This is a genomic window from Micromonospora haikouensis (assembly GCF_900091595.1).
Classification (GTDB): Bacteria; Actinomycetota; Actinomycetes; order Mycobacteriales; family Micromonosporaceae; genus Micromonospora; species Micromonospora haikouensis.
In genome coordinates this window covers 334,562-354,418 of the sequence record NZ_FMCW01000002.1, presented here as the reverse complement: position 1 = coordinate 354,418, position 19,857 = coordinate 334,562, and the positions used below count along the sequence as shown (strand labels likewise).

Annotated in this window: 21 protein-coding genes; 11 read left to right on the top strand and 10 right to left on the bottom strand. The window is 75.2% G+C overall.

Translation table 11 applies throughout. The features are described from left to right. Window positions 1-4: 4 nt before the first annotated feature. Window positions 5-772 carry a type 1 glutamine amidotransferase gene (locus GA0070558_RS03335; protein ID WP_091275477.1) on the bottom strand — a complete coding sequence of 256 codons (768 nt, stop codon included), beginning with the start codon at window positions 770-772 and terminating at the stop codon, window positions 5-7. 124 nt (window positions 773-896) lie between these two features. Here GA0070558_RS03335 and GA0070558_RS03330 point away from each other — a divergent pair, with 124 nt between their 5' ends. Next, window positions 897-1,847: a S66 peptidase family protein gene (locus GA0070558_RS03330; protein WP_256091734.1), complete on the top strand. Its 951-nt coding sequence runs from the start codon at window positions 897-899 to the stop codon at window positions 1,845-1,847. Here GA0070558_RS03330 and GA0070558_RS03325 read toward each other — a convergent pair. Continuing rightward, on the bottom strand, window positions 1,844-2,728 hold the full coding sequence (locus GA0070558_RS03325) for a Vgb family protein (RefSeq protein WP_091275475.1): 885 nt from the start codon (window positions 2,726-2,728) through the stop codon (window positions 1,844-1,846). The two genes, GA0070558_RS03330 and GA0070558_RS03325, sit on opposite strands and share 4 nt — an antisense overlap. A 187-nt stretch (window positions 2,729-2,915) precedes the next feature. Here GA0070558_RS03325 and GA0070558_RS03320 point away from each other — a divergent pair, with 187 nt between their 5' ends. Beyond that, the gene (locus tag GA0070558_RS03320; protein WP_091275472.1) at window positions 2,916-3,422 is read left to right on the top strand and encodes a hypothetical protein; all 507 of its coding nucleotides are present in this window, start codon (window positions 2,916-2,918) and stop codon (window positions 3,420-3,422) included. Window positions 3,423-3,580: 158 nt separating this feature from the next. Here the strand turns inward: GA0070558_RS03320 and GA0070558_RS03315 are convergent, their stop codons facing one another. The 4 genes from GA0070558_RS03315 to glnA form a co-directional block, all read right to left on the bottom strand. Next, complete coding sequence (locus GA0070558_RS03315) at window positions 3,581-3,958, bottom strand: VOC family protein (RefSeq protein ID WP_043967083.1); 378 nt, start codon at window positions 3,956-3,958, stop codon at window positions 3,581-3,583. A 123-nt stretch (window positions 3,959-4,081) separates the two neighbouring features. Next, window positions 4,082-4,774, bottom strand: a complete 693-nt coding sequence (locus tag GA0070558_RS03310) for a helix-turn-helix transcriptional regulator (RefSeq protein ID WP_077938942.1) — start codon at window positions 4,772-4,774, stop codon at window positions 4,082-4,084. Window positions 4,775-4,808: 34 nt separating this feature from the next. Further along, a complete protein-coding gene (locus GA0070558_RS03305) occupies window positions 4,809-5,234 on the bottom strand; it encodes a DUF350 domain-containing protein (RefSeq protein ID WP_077938941.1) in 426 nt (141 codons plus the stop codon). Window positions 5,235-5,336: 102 nt separating this feature from the next. Beyond that, complete coding sequence (glnA, locus tag GA0070558_RS03300) at window positions 5,337-6,686, bottom strand: type I glutamate--ammonia ligase (RefSeq protein WP_043967078.1); 1,350 nt, start codon at window positions 6,684-6,686, stop codon at window positions 5,337-5,339. Window positions 6,687-6,910: 224 nt separating this feature from the next. On the opposite strand from glnA, the gene GA0070558_RS03295 reads away from it, so the two are divergent. From GA0070558_RS03295 to GA0070558_RS33250, 3 genes are all read left to right on the top strand, one after another. Further along, on the top strand, window positions 6,911-8,701 hold the full coding sequence (locus GA0070558_RS03295) for an NAD+ synthase (RefSeq protein WP_091275468.1): 1,791 nt from the start codon (window positions 6,911-6,913) through the stop codon (window positions 8,699-8,701). A 158-nt stretch (window positions 8,702-8,859) separates the two neighbouring features. Next, window positions 8,860-9,705, top strand: coding sequence for a 3-methyl-2-oxobutanoate hydroxymethyltransferase (gene panB / locus GA0070558_RS03290; protein WP_077938939.1), 846 nt, complete (start codon window positions 8,860-8,862; stop codon window positions 9,703-9,705). Window positions 9,706-9,853: 148 nt separating this feature from the next. After that, window positions 9,854-10,366: a hypothetical protein gene (locus GA0070558_RS33250; RefSeq protein WP_176734071.1), complete on the top strand. Its 513-nt coding sequence runs from the start codon at window positions 9,854-9,856 to the stop codon at window positions 10,364-10,366. A 183-nt stretch (window positions 10,367-10,549) separates the two neighbouring features. On the opposite strand, the gene npdG is transcribed toward GA0070558_RS33250, so the two are convergent. The 4 genes from npdG to GA0070558_RS03265 form a co-directional block, all read right to left on the bottom strand. Continuing rightward, window positions 10,550-11,248, bottom strand: coding sequence for an NADPH-dependent F420 reductase (gene npdG / locus GA0070558_RS03280; RefSeq protein WP_091275464.1), 699 nt, complete (start codon window positions 11,246-11,248; stop codon window positions 10,550-10,552). Window positions 11,249-11,305: 57 nt separating this feature from the next. After that, window positions 11,306-12,724, bottom strand: a complete 1,419-nt coding sequence (locus tag GA0070558_RS03275; RefSeq protein WP_091275460.1) for an RNB domain-containing ribonuclease — start codon at window positions 12,722-12,724, stop codon at window positions 11,306-11,308. Window positions 12,725-12,855: 131 nt separating this feature from the next. Continuing rightward, window positions 12,856-13,617 carry a hypothetical protein gene (locus GA0070558_RS03270; RefSeq protein ID WP_091275455.1) on the bottom strand — a complete coding sequence of 254 codons (762 nt, stop codon included), beginning with the start codon at window positions 13,615-13,617 and terminating at the stop codon, window positions 12,856-12,858. 82 nt (window positions 13,618-13,699) lie between these two features. Further along, window positions 13,700-13,903 carry a hypothetical protein gene (locus GA0070558_RS03265; protein ID WP_036372683.1) on the bottom strand — a complete coding sequence of 68 codons (204 nt, stop codon included), beginning with the start codon at window positions 13,901-13,903 and terminating at the stop codon, window positions 13,700-13,702. Between the two features lie 477 nt (window positions 13,904-14,380). Here GA0070558_RS03265 and GA0070558_RS03260 point away from each other — a divergent pair, with 477 nt between their 5' ends. The 6 genes from GA0070558_RS03260 to GA0070558_RS03235 all read left to right on the top strand — a co-directional run bounded on the left by GA0070558_RS03260 (window position 14,381) and on the right by GA0070558_RS03235 (window position 19,817). Next, window positions 14,381-14,752, top strand: a complete 372-nt coding sequence (locus GA0070558_RS03260; protein WP_043967064.1) for a hypothetical protein — start codon at window positions 14,381-14,383, stop codon at window positions 14,750-14,752. Continuing rightward, window positions 14,749-15,237, top strand: a complete 489-nt coding sequence (locus GA0070558_RS03255) for a roadblock/LC7 domain-containing protein (protein WP_077938935.1) — start codon at window positions 14,749-14,751, stop codon at window positions 15,235-15,237. The genes GA0070558_RS03260 and GA0070558_RS03255 overlap by 4 nt, the downstream gene beginning before the upstream one ends. A gap of 26 nt (window positions 15,238-15,263) precedes the next feature. Continuing rightward, the gene (locus tag GA0070558_RS03250) at window positions 15,264-16,079 is read left to right on the top strand and encodes a nucleotidyltransferase domain-containing protein (RefSeq protein WP_256091733.1); all 816 of its coding nucleotides are present in this window, start codon (window positions 15,264-15,266) and stop codon (window positions 16,077-16,079) included. Between the two features lie 67 nt (window positions 16,080-16,146). Beyond that, window positions 16,147-17,370 carry a S8 family peptidase gene (locus GA0070558_RS03245; protein WP_091275453.1) on the top strand — a complete coding sequence of 408 codons (1,224 nt, stop codon included), beginning with the start codon at window positions 16,147-16,149 and terminating at the stop codon, window positions 17,368-17,370. Window positions 17,371-17,562: 192 nt separating this feature from the next. Beyond that, a complete protein-coding gene (locus GA0070558_RS03240) occupies window positions 17,563-18,021 on the top strand; it encodes a hypothetical protein (RefSeq protein WP_091275450.1) in 459 nt (152 codons plus the stop codon). A 239-nt stretch (window positions 18,022-18,260) separates the two neighbouring features. Then, entirely contained in the window at window positions 18,261-19,817 is a 1,557-nt protein-coding gene (locus tag GA0070558_RS03235; protein ID WP_091275447.1) for a SulP family inorganic anion transporter, read from the top strand. Window positions 19,818-19,857: the final 40 nt, after the last annotated feature.

The following is a 19,857-nucleotide window of genomic DNA, read 5'->3' as shown; positions in this document are numbered from 1 at the left end:
CGCCTCAGTGCCCCAGCAGCGGCAGGGGACGCCGGACGCTGTCGTCGCCCAGCTCGCCGAGGGCGAGGGCGGCGAACCGGATCGCGAACGGCTGCCACACCTCCTCGACGTCGGCCATCACCCGGTCGCAGGCGGCGACGACCAGCTCGGTGTCGTAGCCCAGCTCGTCGAGCAGGGCGGAGCCGGCCGCCCAGTCGGCGATCATCGCGGTGTCGCACTCAATGTGGAACTGCAGGCCCCAGGCCCGGTCGCCGAGCCGGAACGCCTGGTGCGGGTAGCGGGTGGACGCGGCCAGCAGCGTCGCCCCGTGCGGCAGCTCGGTGATCTCGTCGGTGTGCCACTGGAGCACGTCGGGGATCAGCGGCACGTACCGGAACAGCGGGTCGGTCTCGGCGGCGTCCCGCCGGCCGACGACGGCCGGGCCGACCTCGGGCCCGGACGGGCTGCGCTCGACCAGGCCGGCGTGGGCGGTGGCGAGCAGCTGCGCGCCGAGGCACACGCCGAGGGTGGGCACCCGGTGCCGGACGGCCTTGCGGAGCAGCCCCTCCAGCTTGCCGAACCAGGGGGCGCCGGGGGTGCCGTCGGGTGTCGGGTAGGCGTGCTGGTCGCCGCCGAGCACCACCAGCGCGACGTACCCGTCGAGGTCGTCGGGGAGGTCGTCGCCGGCGTGCGGGCGCAGCACGCGCAGCTCCAGGCCCCCCTCCACCAGCCACTCCCCCAGGCGGCGGGGGTCGTCGGTCGGGTCGTTCTCGATCACCAGCGCGGTTCCCACGCCGTCGAGGCTATCGGGTGCGTCGACCGCCGCCCGGAACGCCTCGGCCCGCGCGCCGGGCGCGTCCGGTCCCGTGCAGGAGTGCCCGCTGCGGGGAGCCGGCCGGCGGCTAGGCTCTGCGGCTGTGACCGCCGACGACGCCGTGCCGCGCCCGGCCGCCGTGCTGCGTCCACCGGCCCTGCGCCCCGGCGACACGGTGCTGCTGGTGTCGCCGTCCGGGCCGACCCGGCCGGAGCGGGTGGCCCGGGGCGTGGAGCTGCTCACCGGCTGGGGGCTGCGGCCGGTGCCCGCCCCGCACGCGTACGCCCGGCGGGGTTACCTGGCCGGCGCGGACGAGCTGCGCGCCGCCGACCTGAACGCCGCGTTCGCCGACCCGCAGGTGCGCGGGGTGATCTGCACCCGGGGCGGCTACGGCGCGCAACGCGTCGTGGACGCCCTCGACATGGCGGCGGTGCGCCGGGACCCGAAGGTGGTGGCCGGCTTCTCCGACATCACCGCGCTCCAGCTTGCCCTGTGGCGGGGCGCGCGGCTGGCCGGCGTGCACGGCCCCGGGGCGGCCTGGCGGGACGAGCGCACCCCGCTGCGCTCCGCCGAGTCGCTGCACGCGGCGTTGATGACCACCGCGCCGGTCACCGTCGCCGCCGTCCCCGGCGAGGAGACCTTCGGGGTACGGGTGCCCGGTCGCGCCACGGGCACGCTGCTCGGCGGCAACCTGTGCCTGCTCGCCGCCACCCTCGGCACCGCCGACATGCCGGACCTGACGGGGGCGGTCCTGCTGGTCGAGGACGTGCAGGAGCCCCCGTACAAGGTCGACCGGATGCTCACCCAGCTGCGCCGGGCCGGGGCGCTGGACGGCCTGGCCGGGGTGGCCGTCGGCCAGTTCACCGACTGCGCGGACGGCTGGGACACCACGGTCGCCGACGTGCTGACTGACCGCCTCGGCGACCTCGGTGTGCCGGTCCTCGGCGGCCTGCCGATCGGCCACGGCCACGGCCAGCTCACCGTCCCCGTCGGCACGGAGGCCATCCTCGACGCCACCACCGGCACCCTGACCGCCGCCCCCGCCGTCCGCTAGGCCGGGGTGAGGTGGGCGATCGCGCCCGACTCCAGGGCGGCGTGGACCGTGCCGTCGGGCAGGACCGCCAGGCCGTGCGGCTCCGAGCCGGGGGTGGGCAGGTCGTACGCGTCGACGCGGCCGGCGGCCGTGACGTGGCCGATGCGGTTGGCCGCCCACTCGGTGAACCAGCAGCCGCCGGCCGCGTCGGCCACGATCGCGTGCGGGCGGGCGGCGCGGTCGGGCAGCGGGAACTCCTCGATCCGCCCGTCGGTGGTGATCCGGCCGAGCTGACCGGCGGCGATCTCGACGAACCACAGCGCCCCGTCGACGCCGAGGGCGATGCCGACCGGGCCGGCGGCGGCGGTGGGCAGCGGGTGCAGGGCCACCTCGCCGTCGCAGGCGATCCGGCCGACGGCGTTGGCCTGGTGGAGGGTGAACCAGAGGGCCTCGTCGGGCCCCGCCGTGATCATCGACGGGAACCCGCCGGAGGTCGGCAGCGGGTACGCCGTGTGGGCGCCGTCGACGTCGACCCGGCCGACGGTGTCGTTGCTCATCCCCGCGTACCAGAGGGCTCCGTCGGGGCCGGCGGCGATGCCGCCGGGGCCGGTGCCGGCCGGCAGCGCGACGGAGGTCGCCGCCCCGGCGGTGGTGATCCGGCCGAGCCGGTCGTCGCCGGAGCGGGTGAACCAGAGCGCGCCGTCGGGGCCGGCGGTGACGACGAGGGGCCGGCTCGCCGGGTCGCCGGGGTGGACCCGCACGGTGCCGTCGGCGCTCACCCGGGCGATGCCGCCGGAGTGGACCAGCGTCGCCCAGAGCGCGCCGTCGGGGCCGGCGGCGATCCCGTACGGCCCGCAGTCCGGGTCGGGCAGGGCGGTCTCGCGGATGGTGGGCTGCGGCACGGGCGTCCCGCCTCTCTGTGGGTCACGGGCCACCCTGCCGTGCCCGGTGTCCCCCGGCAACCGGTTTGTCCGCCCCCAAATGCCCGATTTTCAGCTCGCTGACAGGGTCGCCACGGCTCCGGCCCAGCTAGATCCGTCACTGTCGGTGACGTCATCGCATCCGAGCAACGAATCTGGAGGACACAGGATGTCCCGCAAGATGTCGAAGAAGCACGTGCTGGCCGGCCTCGCGGCGGCCGGCGTGCTCGGCGTGGGGATCGCGGCGCCGACCATCGCGTTCGCCGAGGAGGGGACTCCGTCGCCGAGCGCCAGCAGCAGCGAGCACACCGATCGGCAGGAGAAGCGGGCCGAGCGGCAGTCGGAGTTCGCCGAGGCGCTCGCCAAGGAGCTGGGCGTCTCCACCGACAAGGTGACCGCCGCCCTGGAGAAGGTCCGGGAGCAGCACAAGGCCGACCGTCCGGGGCTGGGCAAGCTCGGCGAGCGGGGCAAGGTCGGCGAGCGTGGTGAGCGCCCCGACGCCGCCGACCGGCAGGCCGCGCTGAAGGAGCGGCTGGCCCAGGCCGTCAAGGACGGCAAGCTCACCCAGGAGCAGGCCGACGCCATCACCAAGGCCGTCGAGGCCGGCGTCTTCCCCGGCGGGGGCGGCTTCCCCGGCGGCTGGGGCCGGGGCCACGGCGGCCCGGCCGGCGAGTGACGCCGCGCACCTGAGCAACACCAGGTCGCCGACATGGCGGGGTCCGGAGCACTCCGACCCCGCCATGTCGGCGTCATGGCGCGCGGCGCTCACCACCCACGCAAGGCGGCGCTCACCACGTGCGCAAGGCGGCGCTCACCACGTGCGCAAGGCGGCGCTCACCGCCCCGGGGGCGGCGTGAAGACGCCGAAGTGGTTGCCCGACGGGTCGAGCAGGTGGGCGAAGGTGAGCCCGCTCGGTGCGGTGAACGTGGGCACCAGCACCCGGCCGCCGGCCGTCTCCGCCCGCCGGACGGCGTCGGCCACGTCCGCCACCTGCGCGTAGAAGATCGCGTAGTTCGGCGTGCTGCCGTCGGAGGCGCGGATCGCCCCGCCGATCCCCTCGCCGCCCGCCCCGCCGCCGGTCACCCGGTACGACCGGCCCGGCGCGCCCTGCTCGGCGAACTCCCAGCCGAACAGCTCGCCGTAGAAGCGCTCGGCCTCGTCCGGCCGGTCGGTGCCGATCTCGAACCAGGTGATCGCGTTGGTCGTGGTCATGGACTGCCTCCCCTACGTCGCGCCGGCCGGTCGACCGGCGTCGCGGGACCCAGCCTCGCCTCGCGCCGCGACAGCGTCCTGTCGGTGTTTCCGACGGGATCGGGCGGGGGCGCGCGGCGCGGTTCAGGCGAGGGTGAGCTGGCGGACGACCTGACGCGGGATGTCCAGCACGTCGGGGTGCAGCTCCCGGGTCACCGGCTCGGCCAGCACGGTCACCGAGGAGATCCGGTCGAGGCGGAACGCGCGCGGGCCGTCGCGCAGCCGGCACCAGGCCAGCAGATACCAGTGCCAGGGGTTGCCGAGGAAGCCCAGCGGCTCCACGGTGCGCTCGGTGGCGGCGCCGGCCCGGTCCGCGTATCCGATGCGCAGGACCCGGGCGGCGGTGACCGCCCCGGCGACGGCGGCCGGGACGGGCGCGGCCGGCCCGCCCCCGACCAGGTGCACCCGCCCGGCGAGCCGGCGGGCCTCGGCGGCGTCGGCCGGCGGCATGACGGCGAGCAGCTTGCGCAGGGCCGTCGCGCCCGCCTCGGCGAACGGGCCGCCGTCGAGGCGGTGCAGCGCGACGGCCATCGCCACCGCCTCCACGGCGGTGAGGTTCACCGGCGGCAGGGTGTGCGCGCGGTCGACCACGTAGCCGCCGGTGCGGCCCGGCTCGGCCCAGATCGGCACCCCGGCCTGCTGCAACGCGGCGATGTCGCGCTCGATGGTGCGGGAGCTGACCTCGAAGCGGCCGGCGAGCCAGCGGGCGCTGCGCGGCCGGGGCGACACCGCCCGCAGCTCCTCCACCAGGGCGTAGAGGCGGTCGGTGCGGTTCACCCCGCGAAGCTAGCCGCCGGGTGTGACAGGCCGCTCAGGCGATGCAGGCGCAGACGATCAGCGCGGCCCCGAAGTGGGTGGCGGCGCTGACCCGGGCCGCCGGGTGCGGCTCGTCGGAGCAGATGATCTCGCCCAGCCGACCGGGGGTCAGCAGGTCGAGCACGAAGAACGCCAGCGCCATGATCAGCAGGCCGATCAGCCCGAAGACGACCGTGGACGCCAGGCCCTTCGCGAAGTCGCTGTAGCTGGTCAGGATCGCGGTGAACACGATGCCGGCGATGCCGAGCTGGTTCGCGGCGAGCAGCAACGCCGCGTTGCCGTTGCGCCGCACCCAGATCAGCTCGCGCAGCCTCCCGGGGGTGAGCAGGTCGACCAGGCCGAAGCCGGCCGCCATCAGCCCCACCCCGACGACCCCGAACACGACGCTCTGCCATGCTCCGCTGAGCAGGTCCTCCAGCACCGACTGCCTCCCACCACCTGCCGCCCGGCGGGGGTGCCGGCGCGGTGATCGAGACGATAGCGGCCCGCCGCAACTCCCCGACAGACCGCCGGCCTGCGGCGCCTAGAGCGACAGGTAGCGCTGCCGCTCGTAGGGGGTGACCTCGCGGCGGTACTGCTCCCACTCGGCCCGCTTGTTGCGCAGGAAGAAGTCGAAGACGTGCTCGCCGAGCACCTCCGCGACCAGTTCCGAGCCGGCCATCACGTCGATCGCCTCGGCCAGGTTCTCCGGCAGCGCCTCGTAGCCCATCGCCTTGCGCTCGGCGCTGCTCAGCGACCAGACGTCGTCCTCGGCGCCCGGGGGCAGCTCGTAGCCCTCCTCGATGCCCTTGAGGCCGGCGCCGAGCAGCACCGCGAACGCCAGGTAGGGGTTCGTCGCCGAGTCCAGCGAGCGGACCTCCACCCGGGCCGAGTTCGGCTTGCCGTAGGCCGGGACGCGGACCAGCGCCGACCGGTTGAGGTGACCCCAGCAGACGTACGCGGGGCTCTCGGTGATCCGGTCGGGCAGCGCCTGCGGGAACAGCCGCTTGTAGGAGTTGACCCACTGGTTGGTGACCGCCGTGTATTCCCGGGCGTGGGTGAGCAGCCCGGCGATGAACGACTTTGCCACCTTCGACAGCTTCATCGGGTCGCCGCCGTCGTGGAACGCGTTGCGCTCGCCCTCGAACAGCGACAGGTGGGTGTGCATGCCGCTGCCCGGCTGGTCGGTGAACGGCTTCGGCATGAAGCTGGCCTGCACGCCGGTGGAGAGCGCGACCTCCTTGACCACGTGCCGGAAGGTCATGATGTTGTCGGCGGTGGTCAGCGCGTCCGCGTACCGCAGGTCGATCTCCTGCTGGCCGGGGGCGACCTCGTGGTGGCTGAACTCCACCGAGATGCCGATGCGCTCCAGGGCCAGCACGGCCTGGCGGCGGAAGTCCCGCGCCACGGCGTGGGTGGTGTGCTCGAAGTAGCCGCCCGTGTCGACGGGGGTCGGCACCGAGCCGTCCTGCGGGCCGTTCTCCAGCAGGAAGAACTCGATCTCGGGGTGGGTGTAGAAGGTGAAGCCCTTCTCTGCGGCCTTGGACAGCATCCGGCGCAGCACATGCCGGGGGTCGGCCCAGGACGGGCCGCCGTCGGGCAGCAGGATGTCGCAGAACATCCGGGCGCTCTCGCCGCTGACGCCACCCTCGAAGGGGAACACCTGGAAGGTGGTCGGGTCGGGCATGGCCACCATGTCGGACTCGAAGACCCGGGCGAAGCCCTCGATCGCCGAGCCGTCGAACCCGATGCCCTCCTCGAACGCGGCCTCCAGCTCGGCGGGGGCCACCGACACGCTCTTGAGCGTGCCCAGCACGTCGGTGAACCACAGCCGGACGAACCGGATGTCCCGCTCTTCCAGCGTACGGAGGACGAACTCCTGCTGACGGTCCACTTCCACCCCTCGTGCCACTGTCTCCACCACCGGTGGGGCCTGGCCGCCCAGTCTCCACCGGCTCCTTTACGCAGACGTTACGCGACCGGCCCGGACCGCGTCCTGTCGTGTCCCGCCCCCTGGCGGACGGACCCCCGCCGGGCTGCCGGGCGTCGCCGCACGAGTGGCCGCCGTCTCCGCGCCGCCGCCGTGTCGGCGTCGGCCGGCTGGGGCAAGATGTGGACATGCCCACCCTGCGTCTCGCCCTGTCCCAGGTCAACCCGAGCGTCGGCGACCTCGCCGGCAACGCCGGCCTGGTCCGCCGGTGGACCCGCACGGCCGCCGACGCCGGCGCCCAGCTCGTCCTGTTCCCGGAGATGGTGCTCACCGGGTACCCGGTCGAGGACCTGGTGTTCCGCCGGTCCTTCGTCGCCGCGTCGCAGGCCGCGCTGCGCCGCCTCGCCGCCGACCTGGCCGCCGACGGCCTGAGCGGGGTGCCGGTGGTGGTCGGGTACCTCGACGCCGACGGCCCGCCGCAGGTCAGCTCCGACGCCGAGCCGGGCCGGGGGGCCCGCAACGCCGCGGCGGTGCTGCACGGCGGCGAGGTGGTGGCCACCTACTTCAAGCACCACCTGCCCAACTACGGGGTGTTCGACGAGGACCGCTACTTCGTCCCGGGCGACGCGCTGACGGTGGTCCGCGTCGGCGGGGTGGACGTCGCCCTGACCATCTGCGAGGACATGTGGCAGGCCGGGGGTCCGTTCGCGGCGGCCCGGCAGGCCGGCGTCGGCCTGGTCGTCACGATCAACGGCTCGCCGTACGAGCTGAACAAGGACGACATCCGGCTGCCGCTGGTGCGCCGCCGGGCCGCCGAGGCCGGTGCCGCCGTGGCGTACGTCAACATGGTCGGCGGCCAGGACGAGCTGGTCTTCGAGGGCGACTCGCTGATCGTCGGCGCGGACGGGACGCTGCTGGCCCGCGCCCCCCAGTTCGTCGAGCACCTGCTCGTGCACGACGTCGAGCTGCCGGCGGCCGAGGGTCGCGGCGGCGACGCGGCCATGGCCGGCGGGGCGGCGCCGGCCGGCGGCGAGCTGGCCGCGGGCATGCGGATCGTGCGGGCCGCGGTCGGCGACGTCCCGCCGGCACCCGGCGGCGCGGCGGCGGTGGGCGGGATCATCGAGCCGGTGGCCGACGAGGCGGAGGTGTGGCAGGCGCTGGTGCTGGGCCTGCGCGACTACGTCGACAAGAACCGGTTCCCGTCGGTGGTGCTGGGGCTCTCCGGCGGCATCGACTCGGCGGTCGTGGCGGCCCTCGCGGTCGACGCGCTCGGCCCGGACCGGTTGGTCGGCGTCTCGCTGCCCAGCCGGCACTCGTCGGAACACTCCCGGGCCGACGCGGAGGACCTGGCCAAGCGCACCGGCCTGGACTACCGGGTCGAGCCGATCCAGCCGATGGTGGACACGTTCCTGGCGAACATGTCGCTGTCCGGGGTGACGGTGGAGAACCTCCAGGCCCGGGTGCGCGGGGTGATCCTGATGGCGCTGTCGAACCAGGAGGGCCACCTGGTCCTCACCACCGGCAACAAGAGCGAGCTGGCGGTGGGCTACTCCACTCTCTACGGCGACTCGGTCGGCGGCTTCAACCCGGTCAAGGACGTGTGGAAGACGCTGATCTGGCGGCTGGCGAAGTGGCGCAACGCCGACGCCGCCCGCCGGGGCGAGACCCCGCCGATCCCGGAGAACTCGATCGGCAAGCCGCCGAGCGCCGAGCTGAGCCCCGGCCAGCTCGACAGCGACACGCTGCCGGACTACGACGTGCTCGACCCGATCCTGATCGGGTACGTCGACGGCGACCTGGGCCGCACGGGGCTCGTCGAGTCGGGGCACGACCCGGCGGTCGTCGACCGGGTGCTGCGGATGGTGGACACCGCGGAATACAAGCGGCGGCAGTCGGCCCCCGGCACGAAGATCTCGATGAAGGCGTTCGGACGGGACCGGCGGCTGCCGATCACCAACCGCTGGCGCGAGGACGGCTGAGCCCGGCCGGCGCCGGGGGCGCCGCCGGGCGGCGGGGGCGCGCCCGGTCCCGCCGGGGAGTGAAATCCTCCACTGCCTCCTGCCGTCGACCGTCGCGCGGTGCGACGCTTGCGACGGACCCGGGGACCGCGCACGCGGCCTCGAGGAAGGAGACAGTCATGGTGGAGTCCACCCCGACCGAGGTGACCGCCCTCTACGGCGGCCCGGCCACCCGGCGGGTGCGCACCCGCGACCTGCTCGCCGCCAAGGAGCGCGGCGAGAAGTGGTCGATGCTCACCTCGTACGACCAGTACACGGCGTCGATCTTCGACGCCGCCGGGATCCCGGCGCTGCTGGTCGGCGACTCGGCGGCGAACAACGTCTTCGGCTACGAGACGACGCTGCCGGTGACCACCGAGGAGCTGCTGCCGCTGGTGCGGGCGGTGGTGCGGGCGACGAAGCAGGCGCTGGTCGTCGGCGACCTGCCGTTCGGCTCGTACGAGGAGGGGCCGACGCAGGCGCTGCGCACCGCCGTGCGGTTCATGAAGGAGGGCGGCTGCCACGCGGTGAAGCTGGAGGGCGGCCGGCGCTGCGCCGACCAGGTCGCCGCGATCGTCGGGGCCGGCATCCCGGTGATGGCGCACGTCGGCTTCACCCCGCAGAGCGAGCACACCCTCGGCGGATACCGGGTGCAGGGGCGCGGCGACACGGCCGACGAGGTGTTCGCCGACGCCCTCGCGGTGGCCGAGGCGGGCGCGTTCGCGGTGGTGCTGGAGATGGTGCCGGGCGAGGTGGCCAAGCGCATCACCGGGGAACTGGCGATCCCGACGGTCGGCATCGGCGCCGGGCCGGACACCGACGCGCAGGTGCTGGTCTGGCAGGACATGGCCGGCCTGCGCACCGGGAAGGCCCCCCGGTTCGTGAAGCGCTACGCCGACCTGGCCGGGGCGTTGACCGAGGCGACCCGGCGGTTCGCCGACGAGGTCCGGGGCGGCGGGTTCCCGGCCGCCGAGCACACCTTCTGACACGTCCGGGGGCTGCGGTGGGCGGCGCGCCCCGCGTCGTCCACCGGCAGCGCCCCGGCGGCCCGCGTCACCACCCGACGGCGGTGACAGCCGGCGGGTGGTGACGCGGGCGTCCGGCCAGCGGACGCAGCGGCTAAGGTACCCGCTCGTGGATCATGTTCGTATCTCAACCGTTGTCCTGACCTGCGTCTCCGTGCTGGCGCTCGCGGCGTGCGGCGGGGAGGAGCCAGCCCCGACGGCCGCGCCCACCTCGGCCGCCGCCGCTGCCACCACCGCTGCCGCCGCCCCGACCACCGGCGCGGCCGCCCCGACGGCCGCCGCCCCCGCCTCCGCCGACCCGGCCGCCGACAAGAAGCTCTGCGAGACCGCGAAGAAGGTCGCGGACGACTCGAAGAAGGCGCTGATGAAGGCCGTCGTGGACGGCGGAGACCCGGCGGCGGCGATGAAGAAGGCGTTCACCGAGATGTCGGAGGTCGCGCCCGCGACGGGCGGCTCCGGCAGCGAGGTCGCCATCGCGCTGGCCGCGGTCGGCGCGGAGGCCCGCAGGATCGCGAACGCCGCGGACGTCGAGGCCGCGGCCGAGGACAGCGCCGCCCTGGAGAAGGCCGGCGCGAAGGCCAACGCCGCCTGCAAGAAGGTCGGCGTCGACCCGAACCTCTGACCCGAGCGCCGAACTGGGTGTGCCGGCGGCCTGCTACCGCCGCGGTGCCGCCCCGGCGCGGCAGCCCGTCCCACAGGTGGTGATCGACTCCACGTCGGCGACATGGCGCGGCCCGACCCGTCCGCCCGACCCGTCCGCCCGACCTGTCGGGCAGACGCCGGGCCCGGGGCGGGCCGTCGTCGCTCAGAGGTCGGTGACGCGGAGGCCGGCGTGGGCCTTGTAACGCTTGTTGATGGCGATCAGGTTGGCCGTGAACGCCTCGATCTGGTGGGCATTGCGCAGCCGGCCGGCGTAGATGCCCCGCATGCCGGGGATCCGGGCGGCGAGCGCGCCGACGACGTCCACCAGCTCGCGGTCCTCGGTGCAGATCAGCACGTCGAGGTCGATCCGGTCCACCTCCGGGTCGGCCAGCAGGGGGGCGCTGACGTGGTTGAACGCCGCGCAGACCCGCGAGTCGGGCAGCAGGGCGGCGGCCTGCTGGACGGCGCTGCCCTCGGCGACGGTCAACGCGTAGGGGCCCTGCCGGTCGAAGCCGAGCGGGTTGACGCAGTCGACGACGATCTTGCCGGCAAGCGGCCCGGCCAGGGCGCCGACGGTCGCCGCGTGCCCGTCCCACGGCACCGCGATCACGACCACGTCGCTGCGCCGCGCGACCTCCTCGTTGCCCGCGCCCGCCACCTCGGCGTCGGCCGGCACGCCCCGCAGGGCGGCGATTTCGGCGGCGGCCTCGGCGGCGTGCTCGGCCGACCGGGAGCCGATCAGCACGGACTGCCCGGCGCGGGCGAAGCGGTAGGCCAGGCCCCGGCCCTGGTCGCCGGTGCCGCCGATGATGCCGACGGCCAGCCCGGACACGTCGGGCAGCGTGCTCGCGTCGTATGCCATGGGCCCATCCTCGCAAACCAGCCGGTCCGGCAGCAGCGCCGGGCGCGCAGCCGGCCGTCAGGTCAGTGCGAACAGGACCTTCCGGGTGGCCGGGTCGGCGGTGACCAGCCGGACCCGGACCCGCTCGCCCAGCGGCAGCGCCCCCGTGCAGCGGGCCCGCACCGGCGGGGCGTCCAGCGCCACCGTGCCGCCGGGCTGCCGGCCCGGCCTCGGCTCGTCCACCTCCAGCGCCGCCGCGTCGAAGGTCTCGCCGACCCGGTGCGCCAGCAGCACCGCCTCGGCCAGCTCGACGGCGCCCCGGGTCGCCGCGCCGGCAGTCCGGTCGGTCGCGGCCATCACCTGCGGCAGCCTGGGCAGCGCCGCGCGGGCCCAGTCGGGCACCGGCCGGTCGGCGTGCAGGGCCAGGCAGACCTCGGTGGCGTACCGGTCGGCCAGCCGGCGCAGCGGGGCCGTGACGTGGGCGTACGCGGCGGCGACCCCGCCGTGTGCCGGCTGCTCGGGCGGCGCGCCGTCGAACGCCGTGTACGCGGCACCGCGCATCAGCTCGGCCGCCTGGTCGACGAACGCGGCGGCCCTGGGCTCGGAGGCGTCCAGCCCGGCCAGCACCTCACCGACGCCGACGCCGTCGGGCCAGTGCACGCCCAGCGGGGCGGCGGCGGTGCGCAGCCGGGCCACCGCCTCCGGCCTCGGCGGCGGCATCGTCCGCAGCAGGCCGATCCCGCCGGCGAGCATGATGTCGGCGGCGGCCATCCCGGTGAGCAGGGAGATCTGTGCGTTGTGCTCCTCCATCGGGACGGGGCCGCGCAGCACCAGCCGCCAGCCGTCGCCGTCCGGTTCGACGTCCTGCTCGGGCAGCGGCAGGTTGACCGCGCCCCGGCGCAGGCCGCGTGCGGTGAGCAGCGCGCCGAGCTCGGGGAGCAGGGCGATCGGCTCGGGCAGCCGACCGGCGTCGGCGGCGGCCTGGACGCCGACGTAGTCCAGCTTGGCGCGGCTGCGCACCAGGGCGCGTTCCAGCGCGACGGCGACCGTGCCGCCGTCGGCGTCGAGGTCGATCGTCCACACCACGGCCGCCCGGTCCTGGTCGGGCAGCAGGCTGGCCGCGCCCTCGCTGAGCGTCTCCGGGTGCAGGGGGACGTTGCCGTCGGGCAGGTAGACGGTCTGCCCGCGCCGCCAGGTCTCCTCCTCCAGCGCGCCGCCGGGGCGCACGTGGGCGGCGACGTCGGCGATGGCGTACCGGACCCGGAAGCCGCCACTCCGGCGGCGGGCGAGGTGCATCGCCTGGTCGAGGTCCCGTGAGGTGGCCGGGTCGACGGTGACGAACGGGACGTCGGTGCGGTCGACGTCGGGCCGGGGCGGCGCGGCGGCGGCCTCCTCGGCCTCGCGCTGCGCCGCGGGCGGGAACCGATCGGGCAGTTCCAGCTCGCGGCGCAGCGCACCGAAGTCGATGCGGGGCGCGAGGACGCGTCGGATCACCACGGCCCCATCCTGACACCTCCCACCCACCGCACCGCGGCGCCCCGCACCGCGGGGTCGGCCAAGAGGTTCACGTCGCCGGCCGGCGGGCCTTCGGCGCGAACCTCCTGGTCGACGGGGCGGGGTGGGCGGGATCAGGGGTTACGGGAGGGCGTCGACTTCCTCGCCGGGGCCTTCCTGGCGGTGGCCGTGCGGGTGGCGGTGGACCGGGACGACGTGGTCTTCCGTGCCGTGGTCTTCTTGGCGGCCGGGGCCTTCTTCGCGACCGTGGTCTTCCGGGCCGTGGTCTTCTTCGCCGCCGGGGCCTTCTTCGCGGCTGCGGCCGTGCGCTTCGCCGCCGTGGGCGCCTTCTTCGCCGCCGTCGTCGTGCGCTTCGCCGCCGTCGTCGTGCGCTTCGCCGCCGTCGCGCCGGTGCGCTTGGCCGTCGTGGTCGTGCGCTTCGCCGCCGTCGTGGTCGTCCGCTTCGCCGCCGGGGATGCCTTCTTGGTCGCCGCCGTCGTCCGCTTGGTCGCCGCCGCGCCGGTGGCGCTCCTCGCGGTCTTGGTGGCGGTGGTCTTCGCGGCGGTGGTCTTCCTGGCGGTCGTGGTCTTGGCGGCCGGGGCCTTCTTCGCCGACGTCCGCGTCGCGGGTGCCTTCTTCGCCGCGGTCCTGCTGCCGACCGGGGTCCTGCTGGTCGCCACCTTCGTCGCGGCGGCCTTCTTCGCGACCGCCTTCTTCGCCGGCACCCGGCCGGCCCCGGCGCCGGAGGCGTTCGGGGACGCCTTGGTCACGGTCGACCGCCGGGTCGCCGTGGTGGCGGCCCGGGTCGAGCCCGTGGCCCGTCCGGCCGCGGCGGTCTTCTTCGCGGTCGCACGTTGGGCGGCCGGGCGGGTGGTGGCCTTTTGTGCTTCGGCCATCGTGGTTCCCTCCTTGGGGACATGCGCTCGCGTGCCTCCTCTCGGGGCACGGAGTTCCTCGACGCGGGCCGTCCCGCGCCGTTTATCTGTCCTCCCCGGCCCAACGGGCGTCCTCGGCGTCCCACGCGTCGTTGCGCTCCCGCACCTGTTGCAGGGCGTTCTCCGCGTCGGCCGCCGAGGCGTACGGCCCGAGCACGTGCCGCGCCGCGCAGACGTCGGCCTCGGTCTCGACCCGGTGGTGTCGCGTGCACCAGTAGTAGTGCCCACCACTTCCGCTGTCGCTCATGGGATCACTGTGCACCGCGCACCGCCCGGCCGCCACCGGTTCAGGCAAATAGTCGCCGACGTCTTCCACAGTAGACGTGCCGACCGGCCGCCGGGCCGGAATGGCGGAACCCGACGACCGGGAGTCCGCGCCGCCGCGGGGCCCCGCCGGGACGGCCGCCACGACGGCGCGGCCGGCGCGGTGTCGGCGGAGACCGCGCGGCGGTCGGTAAGTGCGCTCCCGTCCCCTACCGCCCACCCTGGGGGGCTTCATATCAGCCTGGACGAGAACGGGCCATCCGTCACCGGGTCCCACTTACGGGACCGGCGAGCCGGCACGCCCCTCCGCTCAGGTCGATACGACTGCTTGCGGGTGCGCCCCGCCGCGCCGTGTGCGAGCCTCTGCGAAACCTTCTGCGCGGCGCGGCGCCCCTGTCACCGACAGGTGACCCACGGCAATGCACAGGCCGCCCGCGCGCCCGACCTGGGGGACAACACCGTGGCGAACCTTGACGTCGCACTCAAGAGCGCGATGAACATCGATGGCGCGATCGGCGCCGCGCTGGTCGACTACAACAGCGGGATGACGCTCGGCGTCGCCGGCGGCACCGGGGAGATCGACCTGACGGTCGCCGCCGCCGGCAACACGGACGTGGTCCGCGCCAAGCTGCGCACCATCGAGATGCTGAACCTGAACGACGAGATCGAGGACATCCTCATCACCCTCGGCTCGCAGTACCACCTGATCCGGCCGGTCACCAGCCGGACGGGCAAGGGCCTGTTCCTGTACCTGATGGTGAGCAAGAGCCGGGCCAACCTGGCGATGGCCCGCCACCAGCTGCGCGTCATCGAGGAGAGCCTGGAGCTGTGAGCGTGGTCGACAGCACCGGAACCGTCCTGCCCCGGCGCACCGCGCGGCAGCCGGGGGACCTGCCGGCGCCCCGGTCGTTCCCGCCCTCGCTGGCGGGCAACCCCGCGCTGCCGTACTCGGCGATCGGGCAGGAGCTGGCCGACCTGCGGTTGCAGATCCCCGGCGTGCACGGCTGCGTCCTCGGCGGCGTGGACGGCCTGCTCATCACCCACAACATGCAGACCGACGTCGACCCGAACGACCTGGCCGCGCTCGCCGCGACCACGTACGGCCTGGGCCGGCAGGTGGGGCTGCGGCTGGGCCAGGGCGAGTTCCAGCAGTCCACCGTCCGCAACGACCGCGGCTACCTGAGCGTCTACGCCGTCAGCCCGCAGGCGCTGCTCGCCGTGGTGGGTCAGGACAGCATCAACGTGGCCCGGTTGCACCTGCACGCGCCGTCGACGGCCGAGCGGCTCGCCGCCCTGCTGGAGCGGGACCGCCCCTGAGCGGGCCGGACCGCCACGATGCGACGGTGGACACGGAGGTGGAGCGCTACCTGACGGAGTTGGTCACCGCGGCCGGCGAGGTGCTCGGCGAGGACCTCGTCGGCGCGTCCGCGGCCGGGTCGGTGGCGCTCGGCGCGTACCAGCCGGGGCGCAGCGACGTGGACGTGGCGTTGCTGTGCGCGCGGGCCCTGCCCGCCGGACGCAAGCGGGAGCTGGTCGCCCGGCTGCGGCACGAGGCGCTGCCCTGCCCGGCGCGCGGGCTGGAGCTGGTCGTCTACCGCCGGGACGTGGCCCGGTCGGGCACCCCGGAGCCGGGCTTCGAGGTGGAGCTGAACACGGGCGCCCGGATGCCGCCCCGGGTGACCTGGTCCGGCGACGAGCGGCCGGCCGCCGACGGCCGGTTCTGGTACGGGCTGGACCGCAGCATCCTGCACGCCGGCGGGTCGGCCCTGCTCGGGCCGCCGGCCGGGGAGGCGTTCGCCGACCTGACGCCGGCCGACCTGCGCCCGGCTGCTGGTGGACGCGCTGACCTGGCGGTTGGCGCTGCCGACCCCGCCCGGCGACGCGCCGGCCGCCGGCGCCGAGGACGCGGTGCTCGGCGCGTGCCGCGCGCTGGTGCGCTGCCGCGACGGCGACTGGCTGCCGAAGGTGGCGGCGGGGCGGCGGCTGGTCGGGCGGGGGCACCCGGCGGCTGGCCTGATCGAGCGGGCGATCGCGGCCCGGGGCGGCGGCCCGCCACCGGGCGGCGTGGCGGCCCGCGCGTTCCAGCGGGGCGTACGCGACGAGATACGCGCGATGCTATGACCCATTCGATATATAGCTCACTGTGGATCTATGGATAGCCTGTCATCACGATCTCAGACCGCGTACCCGCAGCTTGACGCGGTCGACGACAGAGGAGACCGATAGATGACGCTCCCCCGCAAGGCCGCCACCCTCGGCGTGCTGACCGCGTCGGCGCTCGCCGCCACGATGATCGGCAGCCCGGTGTCCGCAGCGCCCGCGACCGGCGAGATCCGCCACGCCGGTGGTGCCACCGCCGTTCCCTCCAGCTACATCGTCGTCCTGAAGGACAGCGCCGTGGGCGGGAAGGCCGGCACCCGGGCCGCCGCCGTCGCCAGCTCCGCCGGCAGCCTGGCCAAGCGCTTCGGCGGCAGCGTCGCCCAGGTGTACGGCGCGGCGCTCAACGGCTTCGAGGTGCGGCTGTCCGAGGCCGCCGCGAAGCGCCTCGCGGCGCACCCGTCCGTCGCCTGGGTCGAGCAGAACCACGAGGTGGGCATCCAGACCACCCAGGCGAACCCGCCGTGGGGGCTGGACCGCACCGACCAGGCCGCCCTGCCGCTGAGCAAGTCCTACAACTACACCAGTGCCGGCACCGGCGTCACGGCGTACGTCATCGACACCGGCATCAACATCAACCACAGCGACTTCGGCGGCCAGGCCGTCGACGGGTACGACGCGGTCGACAACGCCCTACCGGCCGCCGACTGCAACGGCCACGGCACGCACGTCTCCGGCACCGTCGGCGGCACCACGTACGGCGTGGCCAAGGACGTCAAGCTCGTGGCCGTGCGGGTGCTCAACTGCCGGGGCCGGGGCACCAACGCCGGCGTCATCGGCGGCGTCAACTGGGTGACCTCCAACCACCAGGCCGGCCAGCCTGCGGTGGCGAACATGAGCCTCGGCGGCGGCGCGAACTCGTCGCTGGACACGGCCGTGGCGAACTCCATCGCCGACGGGGTCACCTACGCGGTGGCCGCCGGCAACTCCAACGCCAACGCCTGCACCTCCTCGCCGGCCGCCGTGCCCACGGCGATCACCGTCGGGGCGACGCAGAGCAACGACGCGCGCGCCAGCTTCTCCAACTTCGGCACCTGCCTGGACATCTTCGCCCCGGGCGTGGACGTGCTGTCCGCCTGGTACAGCAGCAACACGGCGACCAACACCATCAGCGGCACCTCGATGGCCTCGCCGCACGTGGCCGGCGCCGCCGCCCGCGTCCTGTCCAACAACCCGACCTGGACCCCGGCCCAGGTCGCCTCGTACCTGACCAGCACGGCCACCGCCGGCGTGGTCACCAGCCCCGGCACCGGCTCCCCGAACCGCCTGCTGTACGTCTCCCCCACCAGCTGATCACCCACCCCCAGGTGCGGCCCCGGAGCGCTCGATCGCCCCGGGGCCGCACCGCGTCCGGGCACGGATCACGACAGGACCCACAGCGCGCATTAATCCGTTAAAACGGGCGTAACCGGCAACGCGGGTCGGGAGATCTACGGTGTGGTGGCACGCGGTGTGCGTGCACGCGTACCGGCCTGGGGGTGAGCGGTGCAGCGCAGAACCGTCACCGTTCTCCTCGCCCCGCTGCTCGCCGGCGCGCTCGTGCTGCACCTCGGCCTCGCCTGCCGCTCCCCGCTCGACGCCGTCGCCGTCACCGTCGCGCCGCACCCCGCCGTCGCCACCGCGTCGGCCGCCGACCCGGGCACCCCGGTCCGCGCGACCGCCCGGCGGGTCGCCCTGGAGGCGTACCGCCTGGTGACCACGCTCGCCGCGCACACCGGCCAGCCGCCGGACCCCACCGTCGTGCCCCGCTTCGACGGGAAGGCGTGCGGGTCGGTCAGCCGCTCCGGGCGGGGCAACCAGGGCACCGACCGCCGCGACCCCGGGCCGCAGGCCGGGTCGGCCCTGCCCGACGCCGCCGTCCGCCGGGGCAGCACCGCCGACGGGCGCCCCGCCACCGCCGACGCCGGACCCGACCCGATCCGGCTGAGCGTCCTGCGCTGCTGAGCGCCGCCAGCCGGCACCCGGCCCGCCCGCCGTCGCGGGCGGCGCACGGCCGGCGGACGGCGAGGACGTCCCCCGGCCCGTCGGGCACCTTTCCGTACGCCTGACCACCACGCGTCACCCGCCGGCCACCGCGCCGCCGACACCCGTACCCCCGGCCCGGCCGGCGGTGCGACCAGCCGGCGGCCGGCGTCGGTGGCCGACCCGTCGCCCGCTCGCCCCGCCTTCCCCGGATGTGAACGATGTCGCCTCCCGCCCTGCCCTGGCGCACGCTGCGCGCCGACCTGTCCGCCTCCGTCGTCGTCTTCCTCGTCGCCCTCCCGCTCTGCGTGGGCATCGCCGTCGCCTCCGGCGTGCCGGCCGAACTCGGCCTGGTCACCGGCATCGTCGGTGGCCTCGTCGTGGGGTTCATGCCCGGCAGCAGCATGCAGGTCAGCGGCCCCGCCGCCGGCCTGACCGTGCTGGTCGCCGAGGCCGTGGACCGCTACGGCCTCGCCGGCCTCGGCACGATCGTCCTGGTCGCCGGGCTGCTCCAGATCGGCCTGGGGCTGCTGCGGCTCGGCCGCTGGTTCCGCGCCATCACCGTGGCGGTGGTGCAGGGCATGCTCGCCGGCATCGGCCTGCTGCTCATCGCCGGGCAGCTCTATGTCCTGGCCGGCGTCGCCGCGCCGCACACCGGGCCGGGCAAGTTCACCGGCCTGCCGGGGCTGGTGGGCGAGGTCGCCACGTCCACACCGGCGCGGGTCTCGCTCGCCGTGGGCGTGGCCACCATCGCCGTGATGGTGGGCTGGGACAGGCTGCCCGGTCGGCTGCGGACGGTCCCCGGCGCGCTCGTCGCCGTCGTGGCGGCGGCCGGGGTGACCGCCGCGCTCGGGCTGCCCGTCGACACCATCGAGGTCGAGGGGCTGCTCGCGGCGATGCAGCCGTCGCTCGGGCACTGGGGCACCCTCGCGGACGTCGGGGTGCTGGCCACCATCGCCACGTTCACCCTGGTTGCCTCGGCGGAGAGCCTGTTCAGCGCGGCGGCCGTCGACCGGCTGCACCGGGGCCCCCGCACCGACTTCGACCGGGAACTCGTGGCGCAGGGCACCGGCAACACGATCTGCGGCCTGCTCGGCGCCCTGCCGATGACCGCCGTCATCGTCCGCAGCTCCGCCAACGTGCGGGCCGGCGCGCGGACGAAGGCCTCCCGGGTGCTGCACGGGCTGTGGCTGCTGGTGTTCGCCGCCGCCGCGCCCGGCCTGATCGGGCTGATGCCGCTGCCCGCGCTCGCCGCCGTGCTCGTCCACGCCGGCGTCAAGCTGCTGCCGCTGCGCGCGCTGCCGCAACTGTGGCGGGAACACCGGGGCGAGGCGGCGGTGCTGGCGGTGACGGCCCTGGCCATCCTCACCACCGACATGTTCACCGGTGTGCTCGTCGGCCTCGGTCTGGCCGTGGTGAAGACCGCGTGGGAGACCTCGCACGTCCGGGTCACCGTGCGCGACGTTCCGGTGGCGCGCGACGCCGCGGCGGGCGGCCCCACCGGGCGGGACGCCGGCCCGGGGCCGGTCGAGGTCGCGATCACCGGGAACGCCACCTTCCTCCGGTTGCCCACCATCCTCACCACGCTCAACGACCTGCCGGCCGACCGGACCGTCCGGCTGGACCTGCGCGGGCTGCGGCACGTCGACCACGCCTGCCGCACCGCGCTGGACACCTGGATCGAGACGCACAACCGCAACGCGGGGGTGTCGGTGCACGTCGTCGCCCCGCGTCCGGCGGAGGACGACCGGCCCCGCACGGTCGACGCGACGGACTGACCCCGGTCCGGCCTGGCCCGGCGGGCCGGGTCCGGTTCGC

What these genes read in the sequence shown, in the direction of transcription:
- GA0070558_RS03320 (WP_091275472.1), top strand. Translation starts at nt 2,916, where the DNA reads ATGTCCCGCAAGATGTCGAAGAAGCACGTGCTGGCCGGCCTCGCGGCG.
- GA0070558_RS03315 (WP_043967083.1), bottom strand. Translation starts at nt 3,958, where the DNA reads ATGACCACGACCAACGCGATCACCTGGTTCGAGATCGGCACCGACCGG.
- GA0070558_RS03295 (WP_091275468.1), top strand. Translation starts at nt 6,911, where the DNA reads ATGCCCACCCTGCGTCTCGCCCTGTCCCAGGTCAACCCGAGCGTCGGC.
- panB (WP_077938939.1), top strand. Translation starts at nt 8,860, where the DNA reads ATGGTGGAGTCCACCCCGACCGAGGTGACCGCCCTCTACGGCGGCCCG.
- npdG (WP_091275464.1), bottom strand. Translation starts at nt 11,248, where the DNA reads ATGGCATACGACGCGAGCACGCTGCCCGACGTGTCCGGGCTGGCCGTC.
- GA0070558_RS03270 (WP_091275455.1), bottom strand. Translation starts at nt 13,617, where the DNA reads ATGGCCGAAGCACAAAAGGCCACCACCCGCCCGGCCGCCCAACGTGCG.
- GA0070558_RS03265 (WP_036372683.1), bottom strand. Translation starts at nt 13,903, where the DNA reads ATGAGCGACAGCGGAAGTGGTGGGCACTACTACTGGTGCACGCGACAC.
- GA0070558_RS03245 (WP_091275453.1), top strand. Translation starts at nt 16,147, where the DNA reads ATGACGCTCCCCCGCAAGGCCGCCACCCTCGGCGTGCTGACCGCGTCG.
- GA0070558_RS03235 (WP_091275447.1), top strand. Translation starts at nt 18,261, where the DNA reads ATGTCGCCTCCCGCCCTGCCCTGGCGCACGCTGCGCGCCGACCTGTCC.